Source organism: Legionella wadsworthii DSM 21896 = ATCC 33877 (genome assembly GCF_000701265.1).
Lineage (GTDB): Bacteria > Pseudomonadota > Gammaproteobacteria > Legionellales > Legionellaceae > Legionella > Legionella wadsworthii.
The window spans coordinates 251,429-272,288 of record NZ_KL370760.1; the positions used below are offsets into that span (position 1 = coordinate 251,429).

The following is a 20,860-nucleotide window of genomic DNA, read 5'->3' on the forward strand; positions in this document are numbered from 1 at the left end:
TCCTCTACGCACCGCGCTTCCACTTCCTCTACGCACCGCGGCTTGTCCGCGGTGTCTTGGGTATTCACGAAAAATAATGGATCCCGCGAACAAGTCGCGGGACGTAGGAAAGCAGAGGAGGGAGGCCAGAATGCAGAGCAGGAGAGTCGGAGTGCAGAGCAGGAGTCAGAATGCAGAGCAAGAGTCGGAGTTCAGAGCAGGAGTCAGAATGCAGAGCAAAAGTCGGAGTGCAGAGGGGGGAGGGCTAATCTTTGCTTGAGTAAATAGACCAACTATTTGACAAATAATTCTGCCTTATCTAAATTTTAATTATACAAAAGGGATAGGTACATCGCATGAAGCTGGTTCAAAAAATCCTCTTTATTATTCTAATCACATCCAATACCCTGGCTTTTAGCGACAACATCATCGTCGGGGTTTCCAATTCGGCACCCCCTTTCTCTGCTGTGGATGGGAGTAATCATTACTTTGGTTTTTGTGTTGACCTGATGAATGAAATTTGTAAGCGGCTCAATGATACTTGCGAATACAAACCCATTACGATACAAAACCAAATGGATGAATTAAATGCAGGTAAACTGGATGTGACTTTTTTGCCTAGCCCTATTCCCCAAAACACGTCCTCAGATTATGCATACAGCTTACCGTTTATGACGAGCGATGGACAATTTTTAACAATGTCTCAAAAAATTAAAACCCTTGCTGATCTTAAAGATAAAAAAATTGGTACTGTAGAAGCAAGTCACCTGGAAGACGTCCTTTCACTTTATACAAATAAAAATAATATTAAAACTTATCCTAAAATTTCGTTAATCATTACCGCTTTACTGAATAACGATGTCGATGCAATTATCTTGAATGTCAATATTTTTAAATATCTCACCATTAATAAAGTTATAAATTTTCAAACAGTTGGCAAACCTATAGTGCTTGGCAATGGGTATGGGATTGTAGCCCTTATTAAAAATGCCGAGCTCATTAACAAAATAAATAAAGTCCTATTACAAATTGAAAATGATGGAACTTATGAGAGTATTTATAATAAATACTTCGGTACTTAATTTGTAGCCTTACCCGGTATCGGTTAAACTTCTTGCATTTTTGAAATAACAGGTTTTTAAAATGCCAGATAACATCAACATCGAAGAGATAATCCAACTCCACAAAAACTCAATTATCCATTGGAAAGCATCAGGCATTGTCTATAAATATCATGAATTTTATCGCTTGGTGGAAGAAAACCATGCGTTTAACTATCAACTTTGGCATGCGGAAGATAAAGCACGTCGGGAAGATCAAGGCTTTGAATTTGTATACCAGGCAAAACGTGAAATTGACCGCTGCAATCAACAACGAAATAACCGTATGGAGGCAATGGATGAATGGCTTTTTAATCGGCTGCAACCCGCCCATCATACCCTATGCCCTGTCCATTCTGAATCGCCCGGCATGATGATCGATAGGCTTTCCATTTTATCTTTGAAATCTTTCCACATGGAATTACAAACCCAACGAGAGGATGTGCCTGCAGAACACCGTAAAAATTGCGCGCAGAAATCCGCGGTCATTAATCAGCAGTTAAAACAGTTATCTCAATGTTTTCATGAGCTGATGGAGGAGGTTCAAGCCAAAAGACGAACTTTCAGAATTTACCATCAATTTAAAATGTATAATGACCCTACGTTAAACCCTGAATTGTACTCGCGCTAGTTGTTTTAGGATATTGATTGAGGGCGGAATCGCTCATTGAATGGGTCAGTGTGGTATGCGATTTTTTGGGCTTGGGGGAAGAAAAGAATGTCCAGGAGGAATAAGAATGTCTTCGCGTCAGGGAATCAGAAGCTTTCGGTTTAGGCTCACGTGATTCCCTTTGATGCTCGGTTTTTGTTTTTTCCATCGACGCACCAACAGGGTCATTCCCTTTAGGAACGCACTGCCCTTTGGGAGGCCTGCCCAGACCTCGTGCTAATGCGCGAAGACCAAGCGTTAGGGAAAATAATACGCCATTCATAATCGCCAATACTCCCATTGCAGGAATATCATGGTAATGACCATCAGAATCCGACTCCTGAAGGGGCGTTAATGCAAAATTGGAGAAGTTATTTCCCTTAGAGAGACCCGAGGCAAACGAACGAAAAACTTCAAACCATTCCTGAAAATAAGTAGGTGGAGAAGAACTCACTTTAAGTCCATCTTTTAAGGATTTATTAAAGTTTTCTGCATTTAAAATCTCGGCATTCTTTTCCTTTTCTACATTGTTCTTCATCTCCAGAAGGCGATCATAAAGATGCTCTTTTTTACTCTCCGCTTCCTGCTTCTTCAAATTTTGATAATGGGTTTTTATAGTATAAGCAGTCATGCCAGCCATGAGCACCAGTCCAGACACTATGAATACAGCCAGTAAAGCGGGAGGGAAGCTGACTGCGGTGATAAGACAGACTGTAGCGATGGTAAATAGAATGCTTGTTAAAACGCCATAAGCATATAACCCATACTTCATTCCTAACAAACCTGCAGTTAGGTATGTATAATTTGTTTGGGACTTTAATAATTGACGTTCTTTCTCAAGTTGCTCAATTAATCGGCAAACCTCACTTCTTAACCGTCGTATTTCATCGAGATCTTCAAGTTTTTTGTCTACATTGTCTTGAAGTTTAAGCAGCTTAGCATAAGTTAACTCTAATTCTTTTGATGTCAGCTCCAAAAGGCATTTCGTTTGCGTCACTTTGAGGCGAAGCTGAAAATCATATTCTTCATAAATTCGTGTAATCACACAGGAAAGTGTGTAAACCGCACCGATAACAGACATCGCAATAAGAAGAGGGGGGGAAAGAATTGAGAGACTCACAACGCCCACATAGAGGTATAGCCCGTCCAATAAGCCGCCTGCGCCTACAGCCAAATAGGCATAAACCCTGTCTTGATCGCTTTGATATTCAATAAGGGATAAATAATGATCTCTATCCCGGGATAAAGAGTCTAAATTGCTTAATTGTTTTATTTCAGCTAAAAGCTCCGTATTGATATTCATTTGCTTTTTACGGTGTTCAACCATGCTGCGTATCCAAAATCGATTCGCTGCAGCAAATATTCCTAAACCTAATCCGACAGGAATGATCAAATATTTAAGATCGATCCCTCCAATCAGGCTTAAGACCTGCATAGTGCTTCGCCAACCTTTATACGCATTTTTTAATCCTTTCATGACGTCTCGGAAATAAGGCCAAGCCGTAGCAATGAATTTTTTAACGGAGTTGTTTTCTTCTCCATCAAAAACACTGGCTAAAAATGAAAAAGATACTAAAAAAATTGCTTCTGCAGAGATTGCAGCTATTCCCTCAGGAGAAGTTAATATTTGGTGGAGATAATCTGGATCGGTATTACGAACAAATACTTCCATAAAGTATTTGAACATGCTGTAAGAGGAACTTAGGGAATCAGCAACGGCATAAGCGTGATAAATATAACGATTTTTATCAAGCTTTTGCGCGAGGAGTCTACTTTGCGCGTCGATACGGCCGGCGATTGCCAAGAGAAAAACCAGTTCTTCTGAACTTAAAGATGAATTTTCTTCGCCGTTAGCAGACATTCTTCCACACAGAAATGACCATCGGTTAGGATGCGCGGATTATAAGGAGGATTGATATTGATGTCAATATTCACTTCATGATGAATTAAATAAATACAATTTTAGATGCGACTAATCATCATATCCTGTTTAATATCGCACAAAATACTTCTTAAACCCCCTTGACGGGTTGAGACATAGGCGGTAAACCTGCTACGATATCGCACTAATAAAAAAAACAACTCAGGATAGAGGTTTCAATGAGATCTATACTTGCTCTCTTTACTTTTGCAGCACTAATGACTGGAACCGTTATGGCATCAAATGAAGCACAAATTTATGGTTATGTTGAGAAAGTTTCCTTTCCTGGAAAAAACTTAACTTTATCAGCCAAATTAGATACCGGCGCTAAATCCGCATCATTAAATGCGACAAATATCACTGAAATTACCAAAAATGGTGTGCCCTATTTACGTTTTATTGTTCCCACAAAAACTGGTGAATATTTGTTTGAAGCAGAATATAAAGGCCGGGTAAAAATCAAAGTCCGCGATGGGGAACATGGATCTGAAATCATAGCACATGCCCCTATTAAACGTCCTGTCGTCCTGCTTGATGTTCAACTCGGAGATAAAATTAAAACAATTAAAGTCAATTTAACGAACCGAAAGCGTTTTCTCTATCCTTTACTTTTGGGTCGAGATGCAATTATCGCCTTTAATGGTGCAATTAACCCAGCACTTACATTTACGTTAAAAAATCAGAGCCTTAAAAAATAATGAAAAATAATAGACGTCATGTTTATGGTCTTATTTTGACTTTACTTGTTCTTGGAACAGGAATTTTTTTGTACCGGCATTTTGTACTCGATGTTCCTTTAACGGATACAGAAACGATTAACAGTTGGATGGTTGAATCCAATTTACGTTTCGTTGCAGACCCTAATACGCCCATAAAAGCCAGTTTTAATATACCCTATTTACCACCCCATTTCGCGATTTTAGATGAGTATTTTGTATCGAGAAATTATGGTGTGACAACCAACTTAAATGGAGATAATCGGGAAACGGTCTGGTCTATTCGCCGGGCTCATGGCGCGCAATCACTATATTACAGAGCAATCTTCCGCCAAACCGAAGGCAATGAGTCGCCATTAAGCGCTCCTTCGCCAGTCAAAACTCAGCCTTTAGAAGAAAGTCAAAAATCAGCAGTCGAAACCATTACCAGCCAAGTACGTCAATCCTCAGCCGATATTAAAACTTTTGCTCAAAGCACCATTAAAGAATTAAATAAAAAAGACGGAAATGCCAAGTTGCTCACAGGTAATGATTTTAGTGATGAGCATCTTATCAATGCTGCGATTTTAATTTTAAATCAATCTAAAATTGCTGCCATTCCGGTAAAAGGTATTTATTTATCGCAAAAAAGCAAAGCCGAATTAAGTTCTTTTTTAGCGGTATTTAATGGTAAGAGTTGGATTTATATCAACCCAAAAACTGGTGGCGCAGGTCTTCCTAAAGATTTTCTGATTTGGCAATATGGGAATGAACCCGTGTTTAATGTGGAAGGAGGCAAGAAAGCACAATTTAGTTTAACCGTATCGCCCACCCCAATAAATGCTTTGAGTATTGCCAAATCAAGAGGATTACAATCCGACTCGCAACTATTACGCTTTTCACTATTGCAACTGCCCGTCAATGCACAGGTAACTTACAAGATACTTTTGACGGTACCAATAGGCGCTTTTATCATTTTAATTTTGCGGAACTTTATTGGAATTAAAACTTTCGGAACCTTTATGCCGGTTTTAATTGCTTTAGCCTTTAGGGAAACGCATGTGGTTTGGGGGATTTCCCTTTTTGTCATTATCGTATCTTTTGGCCTATTGGCACGATTTTATTTGGATCAGCTAAGACTGCTTTTGGTGCCTCGATTGGCAGCAATTCTCACAGTAGTCATTTTGTTAATGATTTTCATTAGCGTCGTAAGTCAAAATCTTGGTTTGGATGCAGGATTATCGGTTGCTCTATTCCCCATGGTCATTTTAACCATGACTATAGAGCGCATGTGTATTACATGGGATGAACGGGGCGCCTCAGAAGCCATTAAATCCGGTGTAGGCAGTTTAGTTGCCGCGGTCATTTCATATTGGGCGATGAGCTATGAACCTTTACAATATTTGATTTTTGCATTTCCTGAATTAATTCTTGTTTTGCTCGCATTAATTTTGTGGTTTGGACAATATAGAGGGTATCGTTTATTTGAATTGAAACGCTTTAAATCACTAGCGAGACACGTAGAATGATTAACCTGTTTCGCCGTTTAAAAAACCATGGCATATTAAGTATTAATCAGCGTAATACGGATTTTGTTTTACGGTATAATCCAAGAAAATTATTCCCTCTGGTTGATGATAAGTTAAAAACAAAGAAGCTTGCCCTCAAAGCAGGAATCGCAGTCCCCCCTTTATACGATATCATTGAAACAGAACAACAAATAAAAACCATTGAGGAGCGTTTAGCCCCTTATTCTAACTTTGTTGTCAAACCTGCGCGTGGCTCGGGGGGTGACGGTATTTTAGTTTTTAAAGATAAAGTTTATGGCCGATACCGGCAAATCAATGGGAGACTCACCACCAATCAGGAATTAAGTTATCATTTGTCCTGCCTGTTGTCTGGAGCATATAGCCTTGGCGGTACTTCAGACTATGCCATTATTGAAAAACGCGTGGTCGTCGATCCGGTATTTGCTGAAGTAAGTTATGAAGGAATACCTGATATTCGTATTATTAGTTTGTTGGGCTATCCTGCAATGGCGATGGTCAGATTGCCCACGCGATTGTCAGGAGGCAAAGCAAATTTACATCAAGGGGCAATCGGGGTAGGCGTTGATCTGGCGACGGGAAAAACCCTTGGCGGTGTCTACCATAATGATATTATCGATTATCATCCTGATACCCTAAATCCCATTGTCGATATTGAAGTCCCTTACTGGAATAACATCCTGGAGATTGCTTCCTGTTGTTATGAACTCACCGGTTTAGGCTATCTCGGAGTCGATATTGTTCTAGATAAAGATCAAGGCCCTTTAATGCTCGAACTCAATGCACGTCCAGGTTTAAATATTCAAATTGCAAATAGAGAAGGCGGATTAAAAAGATATCGCATGATCGAAGCCCATCAAAAAGAAAACCCCACACAAACAGTCGCTGAAAAAGTTGCTTTCAGCCGCGAACATTTTGCACGTATTAAGTAACGGGTACTAACTTAAAGAGTATTGCTTTTAAGAGGCTTTGCTGAATTTTTGTGCGTTGATACTCTCCATTCGCTCCGTGATTAACGATTCAAAAGCTTTGGCAGAGGTTGTGGTCATGCCAAGAACCTGCATGGTGTTATTTTGAGCTTTTGCGAGAATATCATATCGGCCATCTTTTTTATAACGGTTGACTACATCATCGACTTCTCGCTCTGTTTCTGCATTTTCTAAATCTTCGTAGAAGTCTTTGAGAATGGTGCTTTTTAAATGATCCCCCTGGCACTGCTTATATCTTTCTTTAAAACTTTGATTTAAATCAGCACAGGTGGCCATTGTGGCTACCTCTCTATTTTCTTGGTTCGATGTTGCGAAATGCTCATACCTGGTTTTCAATAACTCATTCTCCATTGCCTCAATTTGCTTAAGCGGTATGGAAAGATAAGCTTTTCCTTTATTTTCCCACGTTTTTGCATCAACCAGATACTTTTTATAATCTTCACTAAAATTTTTACGAAAATTTGTATTGCTAAATTCAATTTGCACCATGCCTTGATCTTTTCTTATCAACGGGAGTCTCTCAACTCCAGAGGAGTGGTGTTGAATGAAATGTTGGATGAATGCATGATGTTGGTTTGTATATAAAGGCTTCGGCAGAAAAGAGTGTTCCGCAACATTATCATAAGCTCTCGGATTTAAGTTTCGGCTATTTAATGGGGCTGTAGACATGGCGCCAATGTGCTCTTCACCAACATAACCGCTTCCCTTCCCATTTTTCCAATATTCCCCCACATCATAAATGCCAAAAACCACATCCGCATCACTAGGGTTATGGAAAGCGCAAGGTTTCCCTTGTTGGGTTAACTGATGAGCCAAAATAAAAACATCTCTATCGGTGCGCACTATATTTTTTGGTTTTTGTGACTCTAAGACCTTATCAAATAATGGGGCATTTTTTGGATCTCCTGGATTATAAATGATATTGAGTTGCGGAAATTCCCGGGCCACTTTCATTAATGCCTCAAAATAAGTTTCAGGATCGCCACCAAACACTCCTAAGCCCGCAGCAGGCAGCGCTATGTATTGACGTCCCTCGCTGGCTGCGGCATGAAATAAGGTACGATACATACTTTGTATATATTGCTTTTGTTGTTCTTTTGTTAAATGGTTGCCTGTACCATAGGCCAAATTTAGTGCAGGGGATGACAGCAGCAGTAAAGCGGGATCATGGGCTTCTAATCTCCCAGTTTTTGGTACTAAGATGGACTCACCCTGTTCATTTGTAGCTGGAATAGCTAATAAATCAATTTCTTGAACATGGCACACCCCTACAGCCATATTTTGTAGATGTATCCCTGTTCTTGTTGATTTCTCTTGGGTTTGGGCTTCTAATGTTTCTGGATTGAGAATTTCCTTAAAATATCCATTAGGAAATATATCGGTATTGACATAAGTTTTGGCACTTTTACGTAATCTGTCAATACGAGCGCCAGAGATCACTAAATCCGATTTTAATTTTGGATCGAAGCTACTGACACGAACATCGGGATTACCATTCTCCGGAATAGGCTGTCCATCCGCTTTTGTTGACAATTGAGCAATTTCATTTTTAACCCCTAATCCATGTAAAAATTGCTGCGCTGGTTTTTTGGTAAACGGAATGTTCTGGCCATGTCCGGATGTGGTTTTATACTTTGAAAATTTACCAACATCCTTTTCAACTGATTTAAGTAATTCACTTAGAGGAGATGAGGAGCCAAGGGAAGCGCTTGCTTGATGAACTATTGTTTCTGATTTCTCTTTAGTATGTTTGGGAATTTCTGATTGTGGTTGTTTGGTCGTACTTTGCAGCGTCAGGCGTTCAGAAAGAAAGTTTTCAAGATGGGCATATGGGGAATTTCTTTTATACCCTTCTTGATTAGAAAATACATCGGACCATAAACGCTTCACTTCAGAAGGATATTCCTGTTGGCTAAAATGAGACTCAAGTCTTCTTCTTAGTTCTTGTTTATAAATATCATTGCCCAGATTGCCCATTTCCTTAAATAAGAAAGCCCAAGCTTCTTCAGCAGAAATAATGCCTGATGGAGTATTTTGTTGACCTGCTGACATCCATCCGCCGCTCACTTGTGCACTTATCTCTCTACCTTCGATTTTTTTACCTATTGCCAGTGCATCGCATATCATTTGTAGAGACTCTTCAAGTCTTGAAGATCGCCCGCTAAAAATTCCTGCCGCAATTAAACTACGTGTTGTTTCAATAAATTGGTCTTTTGATAATATTTCTGTTTTGGTTAAAGCGGAGTGGACGTCGTTGATAGAGGCTGGATCTAATTGGATAATGGGTATTGCTACGCCTTTTTCATTACTTTTAGTGTTTGCATATCCAATAAATGCAATGGAATGAGGGGCAATTTCCCTAACCTTATCCCGAAAATTATTAAGCTCTTCTTCTGTTTCAAATACAAATTGAATTGATTCCAGAGGCTGCTGTGCATTATGTGCTGGATTACCTGGTCTGAAATTTTTAACTCGAAACTCAACTTCTGAAGCGCCAATTATTGTACCTATTCGATTTGATTTTTGCTTTGTATCATTTTCTACGTCTCGTGAAAACATCATAAGCTCTAAAAATACACTCTGTTTTAGTATAGCATAATTCAAGCCTTTGCCGCCCGGTTGTCAAGCAGATTGACTTTGTTTTAAGCATTTAAATTTTATTTAAGTTCGAGGATTTTTTCTATTCAGGAATAATTGGCTTTCGACAATAATTCCTTGATTTTAGTAAAAGTAGTACTACGTTCCGAGGTTTGTCCGCGGGATCTAGTATTGTAGATTTATAGATTCCGCGGACAAGCCGCGGAACGTCGGGGTTACGAAGAACACTGCAGAAGGAACAAAAATGAAAAGTTAACTGTTTGACATGAGCTGCATATGACTCAATATTGAGGATCAATAGGGGAATTGACCTCAGTCTGATCGCCAAAATCTTCTAAATTTTTTCTTCTTTTATTCATCTGAGGCTCTCCAAATGAAAAGTTTGGACTCCAGTTGGATTTTCTCTTACCATCGCCGCTCTCGTGACGCTCTGCTGATTCATCCGAGCGCTCAACAAGCATTTCCTCAAAGAAACCCAAATCAGAACCTGGGGTTAAAATTCTCTCAGAATTATCACCATCGAATGGAGAAAATGGACCTTCACTGGAATCAGCAGTGGCACCAGTTTGGATAGAATCAAGCTCCTCTTCGAAATCCAGATTATAACCCGGAGTTTTGGGGATCACATAGTCCATCGTAATATTATTCCCATCCCAATTAGCATGGTAATAATATTGGGATTCATTAAAATCAGCGATAACTTCACACAATAGAACTGGAGAAGCACCGTAATCATAATTTTTGTAATAAGCAAGAATCTCTTCACCAGGTTGAATGTAGCGGGTTGAGATATAGGAGTTCGTGGCAAAATCAAATCGAACGTTCATTTCACTTCGAAATTTTGCTCCCTCGATACAATAAGCTTCTGATGAGATTTCTTTAGTGTAAAGATATCCTCCCTCCCCTGATGGCACTAAATAATTGATATCCAAATTTTGCTGCATGGCCCATGATTCCATTTCTCTTTCTTTTGCGGGCACATCTTCCATTGTTTTACCCACAAGTTGGCAAATGGTTTTTTTCGCAGGGATTTCTTGGCAACTAAATAAAGAATATCGATATTCTCCTTGTCGTAACGTAGGCGCTATAACCAAATGAAAAGGTGAATTTGATTTTAAGTGCATTTTTTCATTTTTTTGTAAACGGGCGATGTCTTCATACTTATGTAAATCATATATTTTGGGATCTAAATTTTTGTCTAAGTAAATTTGTTTCCTATCTTGTTGGAGGGCTTCCTCTTGCAAAACTAATTGTTCGAAAACCTCTTTTATCGCAGCCGGGGAATCCAGTTCAAATGCTTTAATATCCAAGCCTTTGATTTTTGCTAAATCCAATAAAATTTCAATGAGTGTTTGTGACTTGTGCCAAATTTCTGGGCGCTCTTCTGTGAAATACTCATCACCATAAGAAATGGTTAGTTCCTCGGCAAATGCAATATTTTTAGCGGCAACATAATAGGCATGATACTCATTTTGAATTCTTCCTAAATCATCAATGATTTGATTATAAATAACCTTTAACTTTAGATTAGGCTTATTAGCATGGTTAACCCAACGAGTACTGGAACCTTTCTCTAACATATCAATGACGACGGCATTGTCGTCATCATCTTCTAAATTAAGTTTCCATATAAAAGTAGCATCTCCTTGGTAGGCTTCTACAATCCTTTCTATCTTGGCGTTTGAATGGATGCCGAATAAATCGGCGCCTTTTACTTCACCAACTATTTCCCCTTTCTTAAACGTTTTACCTGCAAATACGCCTAATTGGTTGGGACCTAAATTTGGTATAGAGGCGATTATGACATGTTTGTCATATTCAGTAGGTAAATAATGAAAATCAGGTCTGTTTCCTTGTTTTTTTAAATAATCCTTTAATTTGATTTGGGATACAGCATCTTCAGGAAAAAAAAGCAGTTGTTCCCTAAGCATTTCTTCCATAGCTTGTATTTGTTCTTCTTTACTTAAAAATTTGATGGATTTAGGCATATGTACTTCAAAAAATTAGTTGTAGGGAATTTTATTAAGAAAAATCATTCTCAGTATCATTGCAGCTTTCTCAATAAAAAAATTTCACTGTTCTAGCTTACGGTTTCATATGAGGGCTTGGATCATACTTTTGTATTGCAGAATATAACGTTTGTCGTGTTTTTAACCAATCAATCGTCTCCTCCCGACTTTGCAGGTCGTCCTTTGATCCAATTTGGTTCATTACTTTCTGCTTATTGTTCCAGAATGATCCAGGCATATTTTTTCCTTCAATGATTTGCTTTTGGACGGGTTTAACACAGAGCTCGGTAATTTTGTTTAAGCATTCAGTTTGCTTTGATTGAAGATCCTGAAGGATTTTATATTCTTCCTCTAAAGTCTCGCGTAACTTTACCAGTCCTTTTTCATTCATTTCATTTTTAAATTCCTGTTCCACAACATCGACTGTGGTCTCAGGCGCCATACGCCCAAGCCGGATATTTCGCTTGTGAGGTTGATTTGGGAAAAAATGTCTTGAACCAATTAGAGGATACCTAAAAAAACGACTGTACATGGAAAGTAATTTTTTTGAACTAATTATTTGCACATTATGTCATAATAATTTCAAAAGACAAACTAACTTTATAATTCAAATTACTAACCAATTTGTTTTTAATTTACTCTAGCGCTATAATGCCATTTTGCTTTAAATAAACATATGAGGATTTATATGTTTTTAAAAACCTTTTTTCGTCCCTCCTCGGCTCCTATACCAAAAACGCCAAAAGAATGGTTTAAAACGCAACTAAAGGTCAACAAATTAGAAGATCGTCTTCCTAAATTAGTCCTGGACAAGTCAAAAAAATCGGTAAGAGTCTACTATAACCATCATTATTTAACCCAAGATGCTTCCCATGCGCCCTATTCCTTACATCGAGTATTAACAAAAATACCTGCGATTAATGTCGCAGGGGATCGCACGGGTATTTTTCAAAATGGACTACCATTTCCAATTTCCAGGGATTTTTTTGCACGCATTCCATTACATCATCCCGAATTATTATCTCCAGTTGAGCGTTTGTCTGCAGGTAAAAAGATAGTGTTCTCCAATAGCTCAGTTTTTGCTTCAGGAGGCTACCCCCATACCAATCCGAGACGAGAAAAGAAAAAACCTCACCCAGTTGGGATCTTTTCGCTTGCGGGTGCCAGTTTTGAAAATTCATACTTGCATTATTCATCATTCATGTTAGACCCCATAAATTTCCAAATTAACCCCTCGAAATTCACCCATTTATATCAGGATACTCCAACCAATTTCAAAGATGCTCAAGCGCATCTTGGTGAATTTGACATAAGCCCTTTGGTAAAACGTATTTATACTGGACTTCCATTTCTTGCCCGTTCAGCTTCTGATAAATTTTATTCATCCTTTTCCCGGAAAAATGCCGTGATCTTTCTTTCCTCTGCATATTTCCGACATCAACTAGAAGATATTTCCATGTTGTTGTTTTCTGTAAATGAAGCGGCCAAGGAAGCTGGTAAGCCTGCATTTTTAAAGGCTACAGCAGTAGGGATGGGTTTTTTTGCGAAAGTAAATGGTCAATATAACATCCAAAATCTTCTTTTTCCCTATTTCCTCCGTGCATTCAAACAACTGTTAGAAGAAAATTCATACCCTTGGATAGCTAAAATTGAATTCCCCATATTCGATGAAGTATTTCAAGAACAGTTTTCCTCGATAATGGGGGATATGCCTGCCCTGCCAATAAAAGTTCAGCAACAATATAGGGATGTACTGGAATTTAATGATGAAGAAGTTAAAAATTATTTTGTCTGTGCGGTCAACCCTTCTGATGCTTTTGCTTATATAGGAAATGAATGGGGATTTAGCAGCGTGGAAGCAATGATAGGCTTAAATTCATCCTTGCGTTTTGATCAGGTCCCAGTTGAAAATCCCCTGCTGCTTGATTCTGACCATCATTTTCCGGTCCGAATCAACAGCAAGTTTCATGCGGAAGTAATTTATAAAAAAACTGTTAGCTTACAACCGAAGTGAATGTTCTTTTTCCCCTAATACATTTTGAATCACGCTCAGCAAATCGGGATCTTTGGGGAAGCGAAACGCCAATGCTTCCGATGTCATATCTTGATATAATGACAGGCAAATTTCTTTAAAAGCTTGCTCTGAGTTATTTATCATTAACCAGGTAAGAATACTTTTTTCAGATAATAAATCACTCATGCGCATGGATTTAGGTAAATAGGGATTGAAATCGTGCATTGCATTGGGAACTAAACCTCCATTCATAAATTTATCTCTAAATTTAGGACAAGTAGAAGCAATAAATTGCTTAAATGGAATATGTTCTACAATCATGGTTTCATTTTCTTTATCCAATCCTTCACTATCCATACCTACTTCATACTTTAATACAATCAGCGGCGTTGCCTTACCATAAAATTTATGAATCCAACAATTTTCAGCATGGGATTTATTATGTTTCAGAAATACCAATAAATCCTGTAAAGAAGAACATGCACCCCATGCAAATGGAGTATCGTTGAATTTTTGGTAACGTTCCACCTGAGATTGACGAACGCCCTCCAGTTGCTTTTCGGAGATACGTGGAATCAGTCCGCCTTGTTGATGCAATTGGCCAAGCCCCCGGCCATCAGCGCGGATAAGTAAAGATTTTTGCTGTAATTTTATAATTTTTTTCCCTACCAATGGATCCCCCATTTCAAATAAAGTTTTACCTATATTTGCTCCTTTTTTAAAAAAATTATACGAATGGAATTTTGACCACATGATGCCCCTCAACAACATAAAGGTTTAAATTTTTTTTGATTATATATAAGAAATATTAACTAAATATTAAGCAGCCTGCTTGAATAAAAGAATTCACAAATAAAGCGTGTAAACAGGCTATGAACTGATAAAAAGTCATGGATTTAGAGAAAATTTCGATTGAATTCAGAATGAATTACTGATGGATACCTTGCGCATGTTGAATGAATAACCGCTTTATAGGCGTCAATCCATTACAAAAGTTTAAACCGAGCCCTCTTAAAGTCACGATGGGTATAAAGGAGTTACCAAATAAACGCTTAAATCCCTCCATAAGTACAATGATTTGCCACACGGAATATTTGCGCTCTCGTTGATATGCACCCAATGCTTTTTTAGAAATAAATGTACCTTTCGAAGCATCCAGACATTGGATCCAGGAACATACATCAGCCAGTCCCACATTTAATCCTAATCCTGCTAATGGATGGATTGTATGGGCTGCATCGCCTAAAAGTAACCAACGCTGCCCGACATATTGTTGGACATGCCTCATCTGTAATGGGAACTGCTGACGTTTACTGACCAATTCCACTTGGCCAAGCTTACTTGCAAAAGCCTTTGTTAATGAAATATTAAAATCTTGATCTGCAAGGCTCATTAACTTTTTCGCGTTGGCGGGATCGGTAGACCATACGATTGAGCAATGATGTTCATTTGCAAGAGGTAAAAAAGCTAAAGGACCATCGGCGTGAAAAACTTGATAGGCTGTTTGCTGATGCGGCTTTTCAACGGATACGGTCGCTACTATGGCATTCTGGTTATAAGACCAGCTGTTTAAAGGTACTTTGAGAATTTGTCGAGCAGGAGAATTTGCCCCATCAGCAATCATTAACAGTTGTCCTTCCCAGGTTTGTTGATCGCAGCAAACTTTAACGCCATTTTCTTCGATATATATTTGGTCGACGCAACTCTCTGGAAATAATGAAATTAAAGATTGCGTGGCAACTTGCTTCAATAAAGCTTTCTTCAACACAACCTCTTCAAGAATAGTACCAAGATTCGGAGAACCGACGTAGCGTGAGTCGAAATCGATATGCGCACCGCTTTCTGCATCCCATACATACATGCTGTTATAAGGAGAGATACGTTTTTTTTCCAGATGCTGCCAAACATTTAATTGCTGCAACAAAACTTGTGACGCATAATTGATTGCATAAACCCGTGTATCGGATCGTTTGCCCTGTACATTGAATGATTCTGCATCGATAACTGCTACGGAGTAGCCTCGCTCTGCCATGGACAAGGCAGCAGTTAAACCAACGATGCCCCCCCCTATTATCAATACATTAAATTGCACATTCATTTTTTTTCCTTCATAACAATTTATCGTCGAGGCAAAGCGATTTCACACACCAAATCAGGAATCACACCGCCGAATCCTCGTGCATACCGAGCTAGAAGTTGTTTCAGAACAGGAATATTATCTAGGGCAATTAATCCCAGCCCACGAGCTAAGCCTAATCCCGGTAATCGGTTTGTGAACAATCTGATTAAACCGTCTGTTAAATGAGTAATTGCCTTTTGATCATGATTTCTAAGTTGCACATAATGTTGCAGCATCTTTGGATTAAGGCCCTGCTCAGCAATGCATTGCGCAAGGGTAGCAATATCCCTGAGGCCTAAATTAAAACCTTGTCCTGCAACTGGATGCAAGGTATGTGCGGCATTTCCCACAAAAACTACAGGCCATTTTATTTGGTTAGGCATCAAAACTTGATGTAAAGGGAAAGAAAAACGTTTTCCCGCTTTTGCAAAACGACCCGAACGATAGCCGAAAACCTGTTGTAATTCCTGCAAGAAATCAGTTTCCGAGAGTGTCAATAAACGTTCTGCCTCCTTTGGAGGAACAGCCCAAATTAAAGACATTCTATTTCCTTGCATGGGTAAAAGGGCTAAAGGCCCAAAGCGGGTAAAGCGCTCATAAGCACGAAATTCATGGGAACGATTTAAACCCACATTGGCAACAATGGCGTGTTGGCCATAGGATTTAGTCTTTGCCGGTAATGAACAAAAATCCCGAGCTGAAGATTGTGAACCATCAGCCGCAACAATTAACTTGGCATGAATGTTCATTTCTCCAGAATCGGTGACAATTGTTGCTGAATGGTTATCGTAATCTAAATGCTGAAGCTTGGCTGGGGCAATGATTTGCTCTTCAGGCAATAAATGGTGCAACGCTCGATTGATATGTTGCATTTCAGCCACATAACCTAATGCAGCGTCTTTGTCTCCTTCCAACCGCGATATTCCAAATTGATGTTGTTCGGAAACATGGATTGTATGGATGGCAGTTGCATGATCCTTAAGTAGATCCCATATCCCAAGCATCGTTAAAATACGCCGGGTTGCAGGAGACAGTGCTAATGATCGGGCATCAAAATCAGCATTTATTTTGTCGCCGAACGGTTTGGCTTCGACCAATAAAGTATTATAACCTAATCCTTGTAAAGCAAGGATTAAGCAGGCGCCGGTTAAACCGCCCCCAATGATTAATATATCAGTTTCTTTGCTAATCACGCATTAACGCCTCAATTTCATCGATATCAACAGGTAACGCTGCAGTCAATACCTCATAACCTGATTTGGTTACGACTACATCATCCTCAATCCGCACACCAATACCCCACCAGCGTGGATCCACCTCTGGACTGTGGGCACTGATATACAATCCAGGCTCTACAGTTAAAACCATTCCAGGCTCCAAAGGACGCCATTCTCCATTAATTTTATAAAGTCCACAATCATGCACATCCAATCCGAGCCAATGTCCCGAGTTATGCATGTAAAAAGGTTTGTATGCCTCGTTCGCAATCATTTCTTCAGCATCGCCCTTCAGAATACCCAAAGCGCAGAGTCCTTCAGTTAATATCCGCACCATAGTTTGTTGTATCCTATTCCAGGGTATTCCTGGTTTTATAATTGCAATTCCTGCCTTCTGGGCTTTGAGCACTAATTCATAGATGCTTTTTTGTTCTGGGCTAAATTGTCCATTTACTGGAAAGGTCCGGGTAATGTCTGCAGCATAATTTTCAAATTCGCCCCCAGCATCGATAAGAACCAAGCTGCCCTCTTTAAGGGGTTGATTGTTATTTGTGTAATGGAGGATGCAGGCGTTTTCACCGCAGCCCACAATAGGATCATAGGCGACACTTCGACAGCCATGCCGGCTGAATTCATACACGAGCTCTGCTTCCAGTTGGTATTCATGTTCTAAATGTTTGCATTGTCGCATTGCCTGTTGGTGTGCTTTAACAGAAATGTTCGCCGCCTGGCGCATTATATCCAGTTCAGCAGGGCTTTTAAATAGACGCATTTCGCCCAATATGGGCTCCAAATCACATAAATTGTCAGGAACTTTTACTCCGCGACGCACCTGATTTTTAAGTACTACTAATGATTGCCTGATAACTTTTTCCAGTTGAGAGTTTCGCGCGAGTGCATAAAAAATGGCAGATTTTCCATCCAACAGTTTGGGTAATTCATCAGCCATACTCTCTATGGGAAAGGCGGCATCCATGTGGAGTTCTGATATTGCCCCATCTTGTCCCAGGCGTACTCCAGTCCATTGCTCCTCAGCAGGATTTCGGGGACGGTTAAATAGAACACTTTGCGCTTTACTTCCAGCGAGTACCATTAAGAAAGCATCAGGTTCATTATATCCTGTTAAATAATAAAAATTGCTGTCCTGGCGAAAACGATAATGCGCATCTCCATTACGGAATACTTCATTGGCCGCTGGAATTATCGCAATACTGCCCTCAGGCAACTTTTGCGCCAGTGTGTTTCTTCTTTCTTGATATTCTCGTTGGGAAATCATAGCAACATCCTTTTTAATGAGTTATTCCGGTATGTCCACCCGTCTCTTTTTCATTCAACACCAAGTCACTATGCAGGCGAAGTACGGCCATACGGGCATATTCGCTCACTTCCATTAATGCCCGTTCGTCTTCTTCGTCTACATCTAAGGTATCGCAATCAAGTTCAGCAAACTCAATGAGATGCTGGAATGCATCTTGAGCTTCTTCCTCTTGAAATTGATTGGCGCTTATCCCGGATAAGGTTAAGGCTTGTGTAAACCCTTCACACCATTCACTAAAAGCCTGGGCCCGCAACAGCAAGGATTCATCCTCATGGGGAAGCATCATTTCAAACTCAAAATCCATACTGTTAATTTGTTGTTGGCTTATGGAAAAAACAGAAAACATCGCCAATACCGCATTCCGGCTCGCATTATCTTTTTTATTATTAAGCAAAGCACGTAAATAAGATTCTCCTTGGTTATCCGCACCGGCACATAAGTAGCCACACATCATTCCATGCAATAAACTGGCGGAGATATGCAACATCAAAACAGAAATTGTGGCCGAAAATTCCTCATAATCAGGCAAACGCAAATATTCGTTTTCTTCAGACATATTTTACTCAAGTATATAAAATACCCCATGATACCTGATTTAATGCAAGCGTTCACCCTACTATTTGCTGCTTGCGAGCAAAATTGTTACTATTCTTAAAGGCTCTCTATGGAATAGCAAAGGTTTTAATATCATGACTCAGATGAAATCGTGTACTGTTAAACTATTAAACAAAACATATGAAATAAAATGCCCTGAAGGCGAAGAACCCAATCTATTGCTTGCAGTGCAAAAATTAAACAATCAAATAATGATTAATAAAAAAAAATCGAAACAACTGGATAATTTCCAAGTGTTATTGCTCGCTGCGCTCGATATCAGCCATGAACTGATATTATGTAAGAGCAAGCAGGCACATCAGCAACATCAAGTCACTCAATTTATTAATTCGTTGGAAAATAAAATAAATAAAATGGTTGGTGGAGAAATGGTTGAGCGTCTCCATGAATTAGACTAATAATAAATTGGACTGTTTGTATGCCTGATAAAGCATGCAAACACTCTATAAACTTCCTTTTCCAGAATGAAAAGCTGCACAGGTTTTATATCTGGTAGCAGAACCGATAAGGGATTAACAATGAGACGCCAATGGTATATAGGCTTCGGGATAGTTTTATTAATCATCCTTGCCTTTTTTGCAATGTTTCACGATATCAAGTGGTTTATTGCTTTTCTGATACCTATAGTCGTCATATGGATATATGATCTGATTCAGACAGAACATACCATCTTGCGTAACTTTCCGGTATTGGGCCATGTGCGCTACTTTTTAGAATTTCTTCGTCCGGAGATCCAGCAATATTTCATTGCCACTGATGAAAGCGAGCTTCCCTTTAATCGCGAAATACGTTCGCTCATTTATGAACGGGCGAAAAATACACGAGATACGGTACCTTTCGGCACCGAACGGGATATTTTAAGCGTGGGGTATACCTGGGCCCTTCACTCACTTTCGCCCAAGCATCATTCCGAAGTTGAACCAAGAATTTTAGTGGGAGGACCTGATTGTCTGCAACCATACAGCGCATCTCGTTTTAACATATCGGGTATGAGTTTTGGCGCTTTGTCAGCAAAAGCCATTATGGCGATGAACAAAGGAGCACTTATTGGCGGTTTTTATCAGTCCACTGGAGAGGGCGGTTTGAGCATTTATCATTTACAAGGCGGAGATCTGGTATTTCAATTCGGAACTGCTTATTTTGGTTGTCGCGATGCACAAGGAAACTTTGACGGGGACGAATTTGCAAGAGAAGCCACCCGAAAAGAAGTCAAGATGATAGAAATTAAACTGTCCCAGGGAGCAAAACCTTCTCACGGCGGGATATTGCCAGCTGCAAAATTAACCGAAGAAATAGCTCAGGTAAGAAAAGTGACGATGGGGCATGATGTCCTTTCACCCATGGCCCATACTGCATTTAAAAATCCCATAGAGTTAATGTATTTTATCAAAAAATTGCGGGAGCTATCTGGAGGCAAGCCCATAGGGTTTAAATTATGCCTGGGGCGTAGAGATGAATTTTTAGCCATTTGTAAAGCCATGCTAAAAACCAACATTTTACCTGATTTCATCACGGTGGATGGTGCGGAAGGAGGCACTGGCGCGGCTCCAGTGGAATATGTTAATTTTATCGGTACTCCTTTGGAAGCAGGGTTAGTCTTTGTACATAATGCATTGGTAGGGATTAATGTACGCGATAAGATTAGAGTGATTTGTAGTGGCAAAGTAGCCAATGGATTTGATTTATTGACCAATATTGCTCTAGGTGCCGATATGTGTAATTCGGCAAGAGCGATGATGATGGCAACCGGTTGTTTGCAAACCAAACAATGTAACGCAAATACCTGTCCCACAGGGGTAGCAACACAAAATAAAAGGCTCCAGTATGGCCTGGTCGTCGAAAGCAAAAAAATTCATGTATCCAATTTTCATAAAAATACAATGAAAAGTTTTTTGGAAATGGTCGGATCGCTCGGTTTAGATAATCCCAGCGATTTGAGACCTTATCACATTATGAGACGTGTCAGCGTCCAAGAAGTAAAATCATTTAATGAAATTTATGAATATCTAAAACCAGGGCAACTCTTGGGAGCGGATATCCCTCAAACTTATAAAATCTATTGGGAAATAGCAGATCCTGAGAAGTTTTAA

General features: G+C 39.4%; 18 protein-coding genes. 9 read left to right on the forward strand and 9 right to left on the reverse strand.

The window, feature by feature from the left end; all coding sequences use genetic code 11:
* From BU07_RS17640 to BU07_RS0112775, 3 genes are all read left to right on the forward strand, one after another.
* The coding region (locus tag BU07_RS17640; protein ID WP_211249049.1) for a hypothetical protein at positions 1 to 267 on the forward strand (267 nt) is incomplete at its 5' end.
* A gap of 68 nt (positions 268 to 335) precedes the next feature.
* Entirely contained in the window at positions 336 to 1,061 is a 726-nt protein-coding gene (locus tag BU07_RS0112770; protein WP_031566626.1) for a transporter substrate-binding domain-containing protein, read from the forward strand.
* 61 nt (positions 1,062 to 1,122) lie between these two features.
* Complete coding sequence (locus BU07_RS0112775) at positions 1,123 to 1,710, forward strand: DUF4254 domain-containing protein (RefSeq protein ID WP_031566627.1); 588 nt, start codon at positions 1,123 to 1,125, stop codon at positions 1,708 to 1,710.
* Here the strand turns inward: BU07_RS0112775 and BU07_RS0112780 are convergent.
* Positions 1,679 to 3,589, reverse strand: a complete 1,911-nt coding sequence (locus BU07_RS0112780) for a membrane protein (RefSeq protein WP_031566628.1) — start codon at positions 3,587 to 3,589, stop codon at positions 1,679 to 1,681. The two genes, BU07_RS0112775 and BU07_RS0112780, sit on opposite strands and share 32 nt — an antisense overlap.
* 239 nt (positions 3,590 to 3,828) lie before the next feature.
* On the opposite strand from BU07_RS0112780, the gene BU07_RS0112785 reads away from it, so the two are divergent.
* Genes BU07_RS0112785 through BU07_RS0112795 form a run of 3 tightly spaced genes read left to right on the forward strand, consistent with a single transcriptional unit; the run spans position 3,829 to position 6,823 of the window.
* The gene (locus BU07_RS0112785; RefSeq protein ID WP_031566629.1) at positions 3,829 to 4,347 is read left to right on the forward strand and encodes an ATP-dependent zinc protease family protein; all 519 of its coding nucleotides are present in this window, start codon (positions 3,829 to 3,831) and stop codon (positions 4,345 to 4,347) included.
* Complete coding sequence (locus tag BU07_RS0112790) at positions 4,347 to 5,873, forward strand: inactive transglutaminase family protein (RefSeq protein WP_031566630.1); 1,527 nt, start codon at positions 4,347 to 4,349, stop codon at positions 5,871 to 5,873. Before BU07_RS0112785 ends, BU07_RS0112790 begins: the two co-directional genes overlap by 1 nt.
* Positions 5,870 to 6,823 (forward strand): alpha-L-glutamate ligase-like protein, encoded by a 954-nt coding sequence (locus BU07_RS0112795; RefSeq protein ID WP_031566631.1) that lies wholly within the window; start codon positions 5,870 to 5,872, stop codon positions 6,821 to 6,823. Before BU07_RS0112790 ends, BU07_RS0112795 begins: the two co-directional genes overlap by 4 nt.
* A gap of 27 nt (positions 6,824 to 6,850) precedes the next feature.
* Here the strand turns inward: BU07_RS0112795 and BU07_RS0112800 are convergent, their stop codons facing one another.
* The 3 genes from BU07_RS0112800 to BU07_RS0112810 form a co-directional block, all read right to left on the reverse strand.
* Positions 6,851 to 9,442 (reverse strand): hypothetical protein, encoded by a 2,592-nt coding sequence (locus BU07_RS0112800; RefSeq protein ID WP_084157888.1) that lies wholly within the window; start codon positions 9,440 to 9,442, stop codon positions 6,851 to 6,853.
* A 317-nt stretch (positions 9,443 to 9,759) separates the two neighbouring features.
* A complete protein-coding gene (locus tag BU07_RS0112805) occupies positions 9,760 to 11,466 on the reverse strand; it encodes an SET domain-containing protein-lysine N-methyltransferase (protein ID WP_031566633.1) in 1,707 nt (568 codons plus the stop codon).
* Positions 11,467 to 11,563: 97 nt separating this feature from the next.
* Positions 11,564 to 11,929 carry a hypothetical protein gene (locus BU07_RS0112810; RefSeq protein WP_051635581.1) on the reverse strand — a complete coding sequence of 122 codons (366 nt, stop codon included), beginning with the start codon at positions 11,927 to 11,929 and terminating at the stop codon, positions 11,564 to 11,566.
* Positions 11,930 to 12,175: 246 nt separating this feature from the next.
* Here BU07_RS0112810 and BU07_RS0112815 point away from each other — a divergent pair, with 246 nt between their 5' ends.
* Positions 12,176 to 13,501 (forward strand): hypothetical protein, encoded by a 1,326-nt coding sequence (locus BU07_RS0112815; RefSeq protein ID WP_035899129.1) that lies wholly within the window; start codon positions 12,176 to 12,178, stop codon positions 13,499 to 13,501.
* Here BU07_RS0112815 and BU07_RS0112820 read toward each other — a convergent pair.
* From BU07_RS0112820 to BU07_RS0112840, 5 genes are all read right to left on the reverse strand, one after another.
* Positions 13,487 to 14,254, reverse strand: a complete 768-nt coding sequence (locus tag BU07_RS0112820; RefSeq protein ID WP_031566636.1) for a hypothetical protein — start codon at positions 14,252 to 14,254, stop codon at positions 13,487 to 13,489. The genes BU07_RS0112815 and BU07_RS0112820 overlap by 15 nt on opposite strands.
* A 175-nt stretch (positions 14,255 to 14,429) precedes the next feature.
* A complete protein-coding gene (locus BU07_RS0112825) occupies positions 14,430 to 15,599 on the reverse strand; it encodes a UbiH/UbiF/VisC/COQ6 family ubiquinone biosynthesis hydroxylase (protein WP_031566637.1) in 1,170 nt (389 codons plus the stop codon).
* A gap of 20 nt (positions 15,600 to 15,619) precedes the next feature.
* Complete coding sequence (gene ubiH / locus BU07_RS0112830; RefSeq protein WP_031566639.1) at positions 15,620 to 16,813, reverse strand: 2-octaprenyl-6-methoxyphenyl hydroxylase; 1,194 nt, start codon at positions 16,811 to 16,813, stop codon at positions 15,620 to 15,622.
* A complete protein-coding gene (pepP, locus tag BU07_RS0112835) occupies positions 16,806 to 18,113 on the reverse strand; it encodes a Xaa-Pro aminopeptidase (RefSeq protein WP_031566640.1) in 1,308 nt (435 codons plus the stop codon). The genes ubiH and pepP overlap by 8 nt, the downstream gene beginning before the upstream one ends.
* 13 nt (positions 18,114 to 18,126) lie before the next feature.
* Entirely contained in the window at positions 18,127 to 18,711 is a 585-nt protein-coding gene (locus BU07_RS0112840) for a UPF0149 family protein (protein WP_031566641.1), read from the reverse strand.
* A 133-nt stretch (positions 18,712 to 18,844) separates the two neighbouring features.
* On the opposite strand from BU07_RS0112840, the gene BU07_RS0112845 reads away from it, so the two are divergent.
* Both BU07_RS0112845 and BU07_RS0112850 read left to right on the forward strand, forming a co-directional pair.
* Positions 18,845 to 19,168 (forward strand): cell division protein ZapA, encoded by a 324-nt coding sequence (locus tag BU07_RS0112845; RefSeq protein WP_031566642.1) that lies wholly within the window; start codon positions 18,845 to 18,847, stop codon positions 19,166 to 19,168.
* Positions 19,169 to 19,288: 120 nt separating this feature from the next.
* On the forward strand, positions 19,289 to 20,860 hold the full coding sequence (locus tag BU07_RS0112850) for an FMN-binding glutamate synthase family protein (RefSeq protein ID WP_031566643.1): 1,572 nt from the start codon (positions 19,289 to 19,291) through the stop codon (positions 20,858 to 20,860).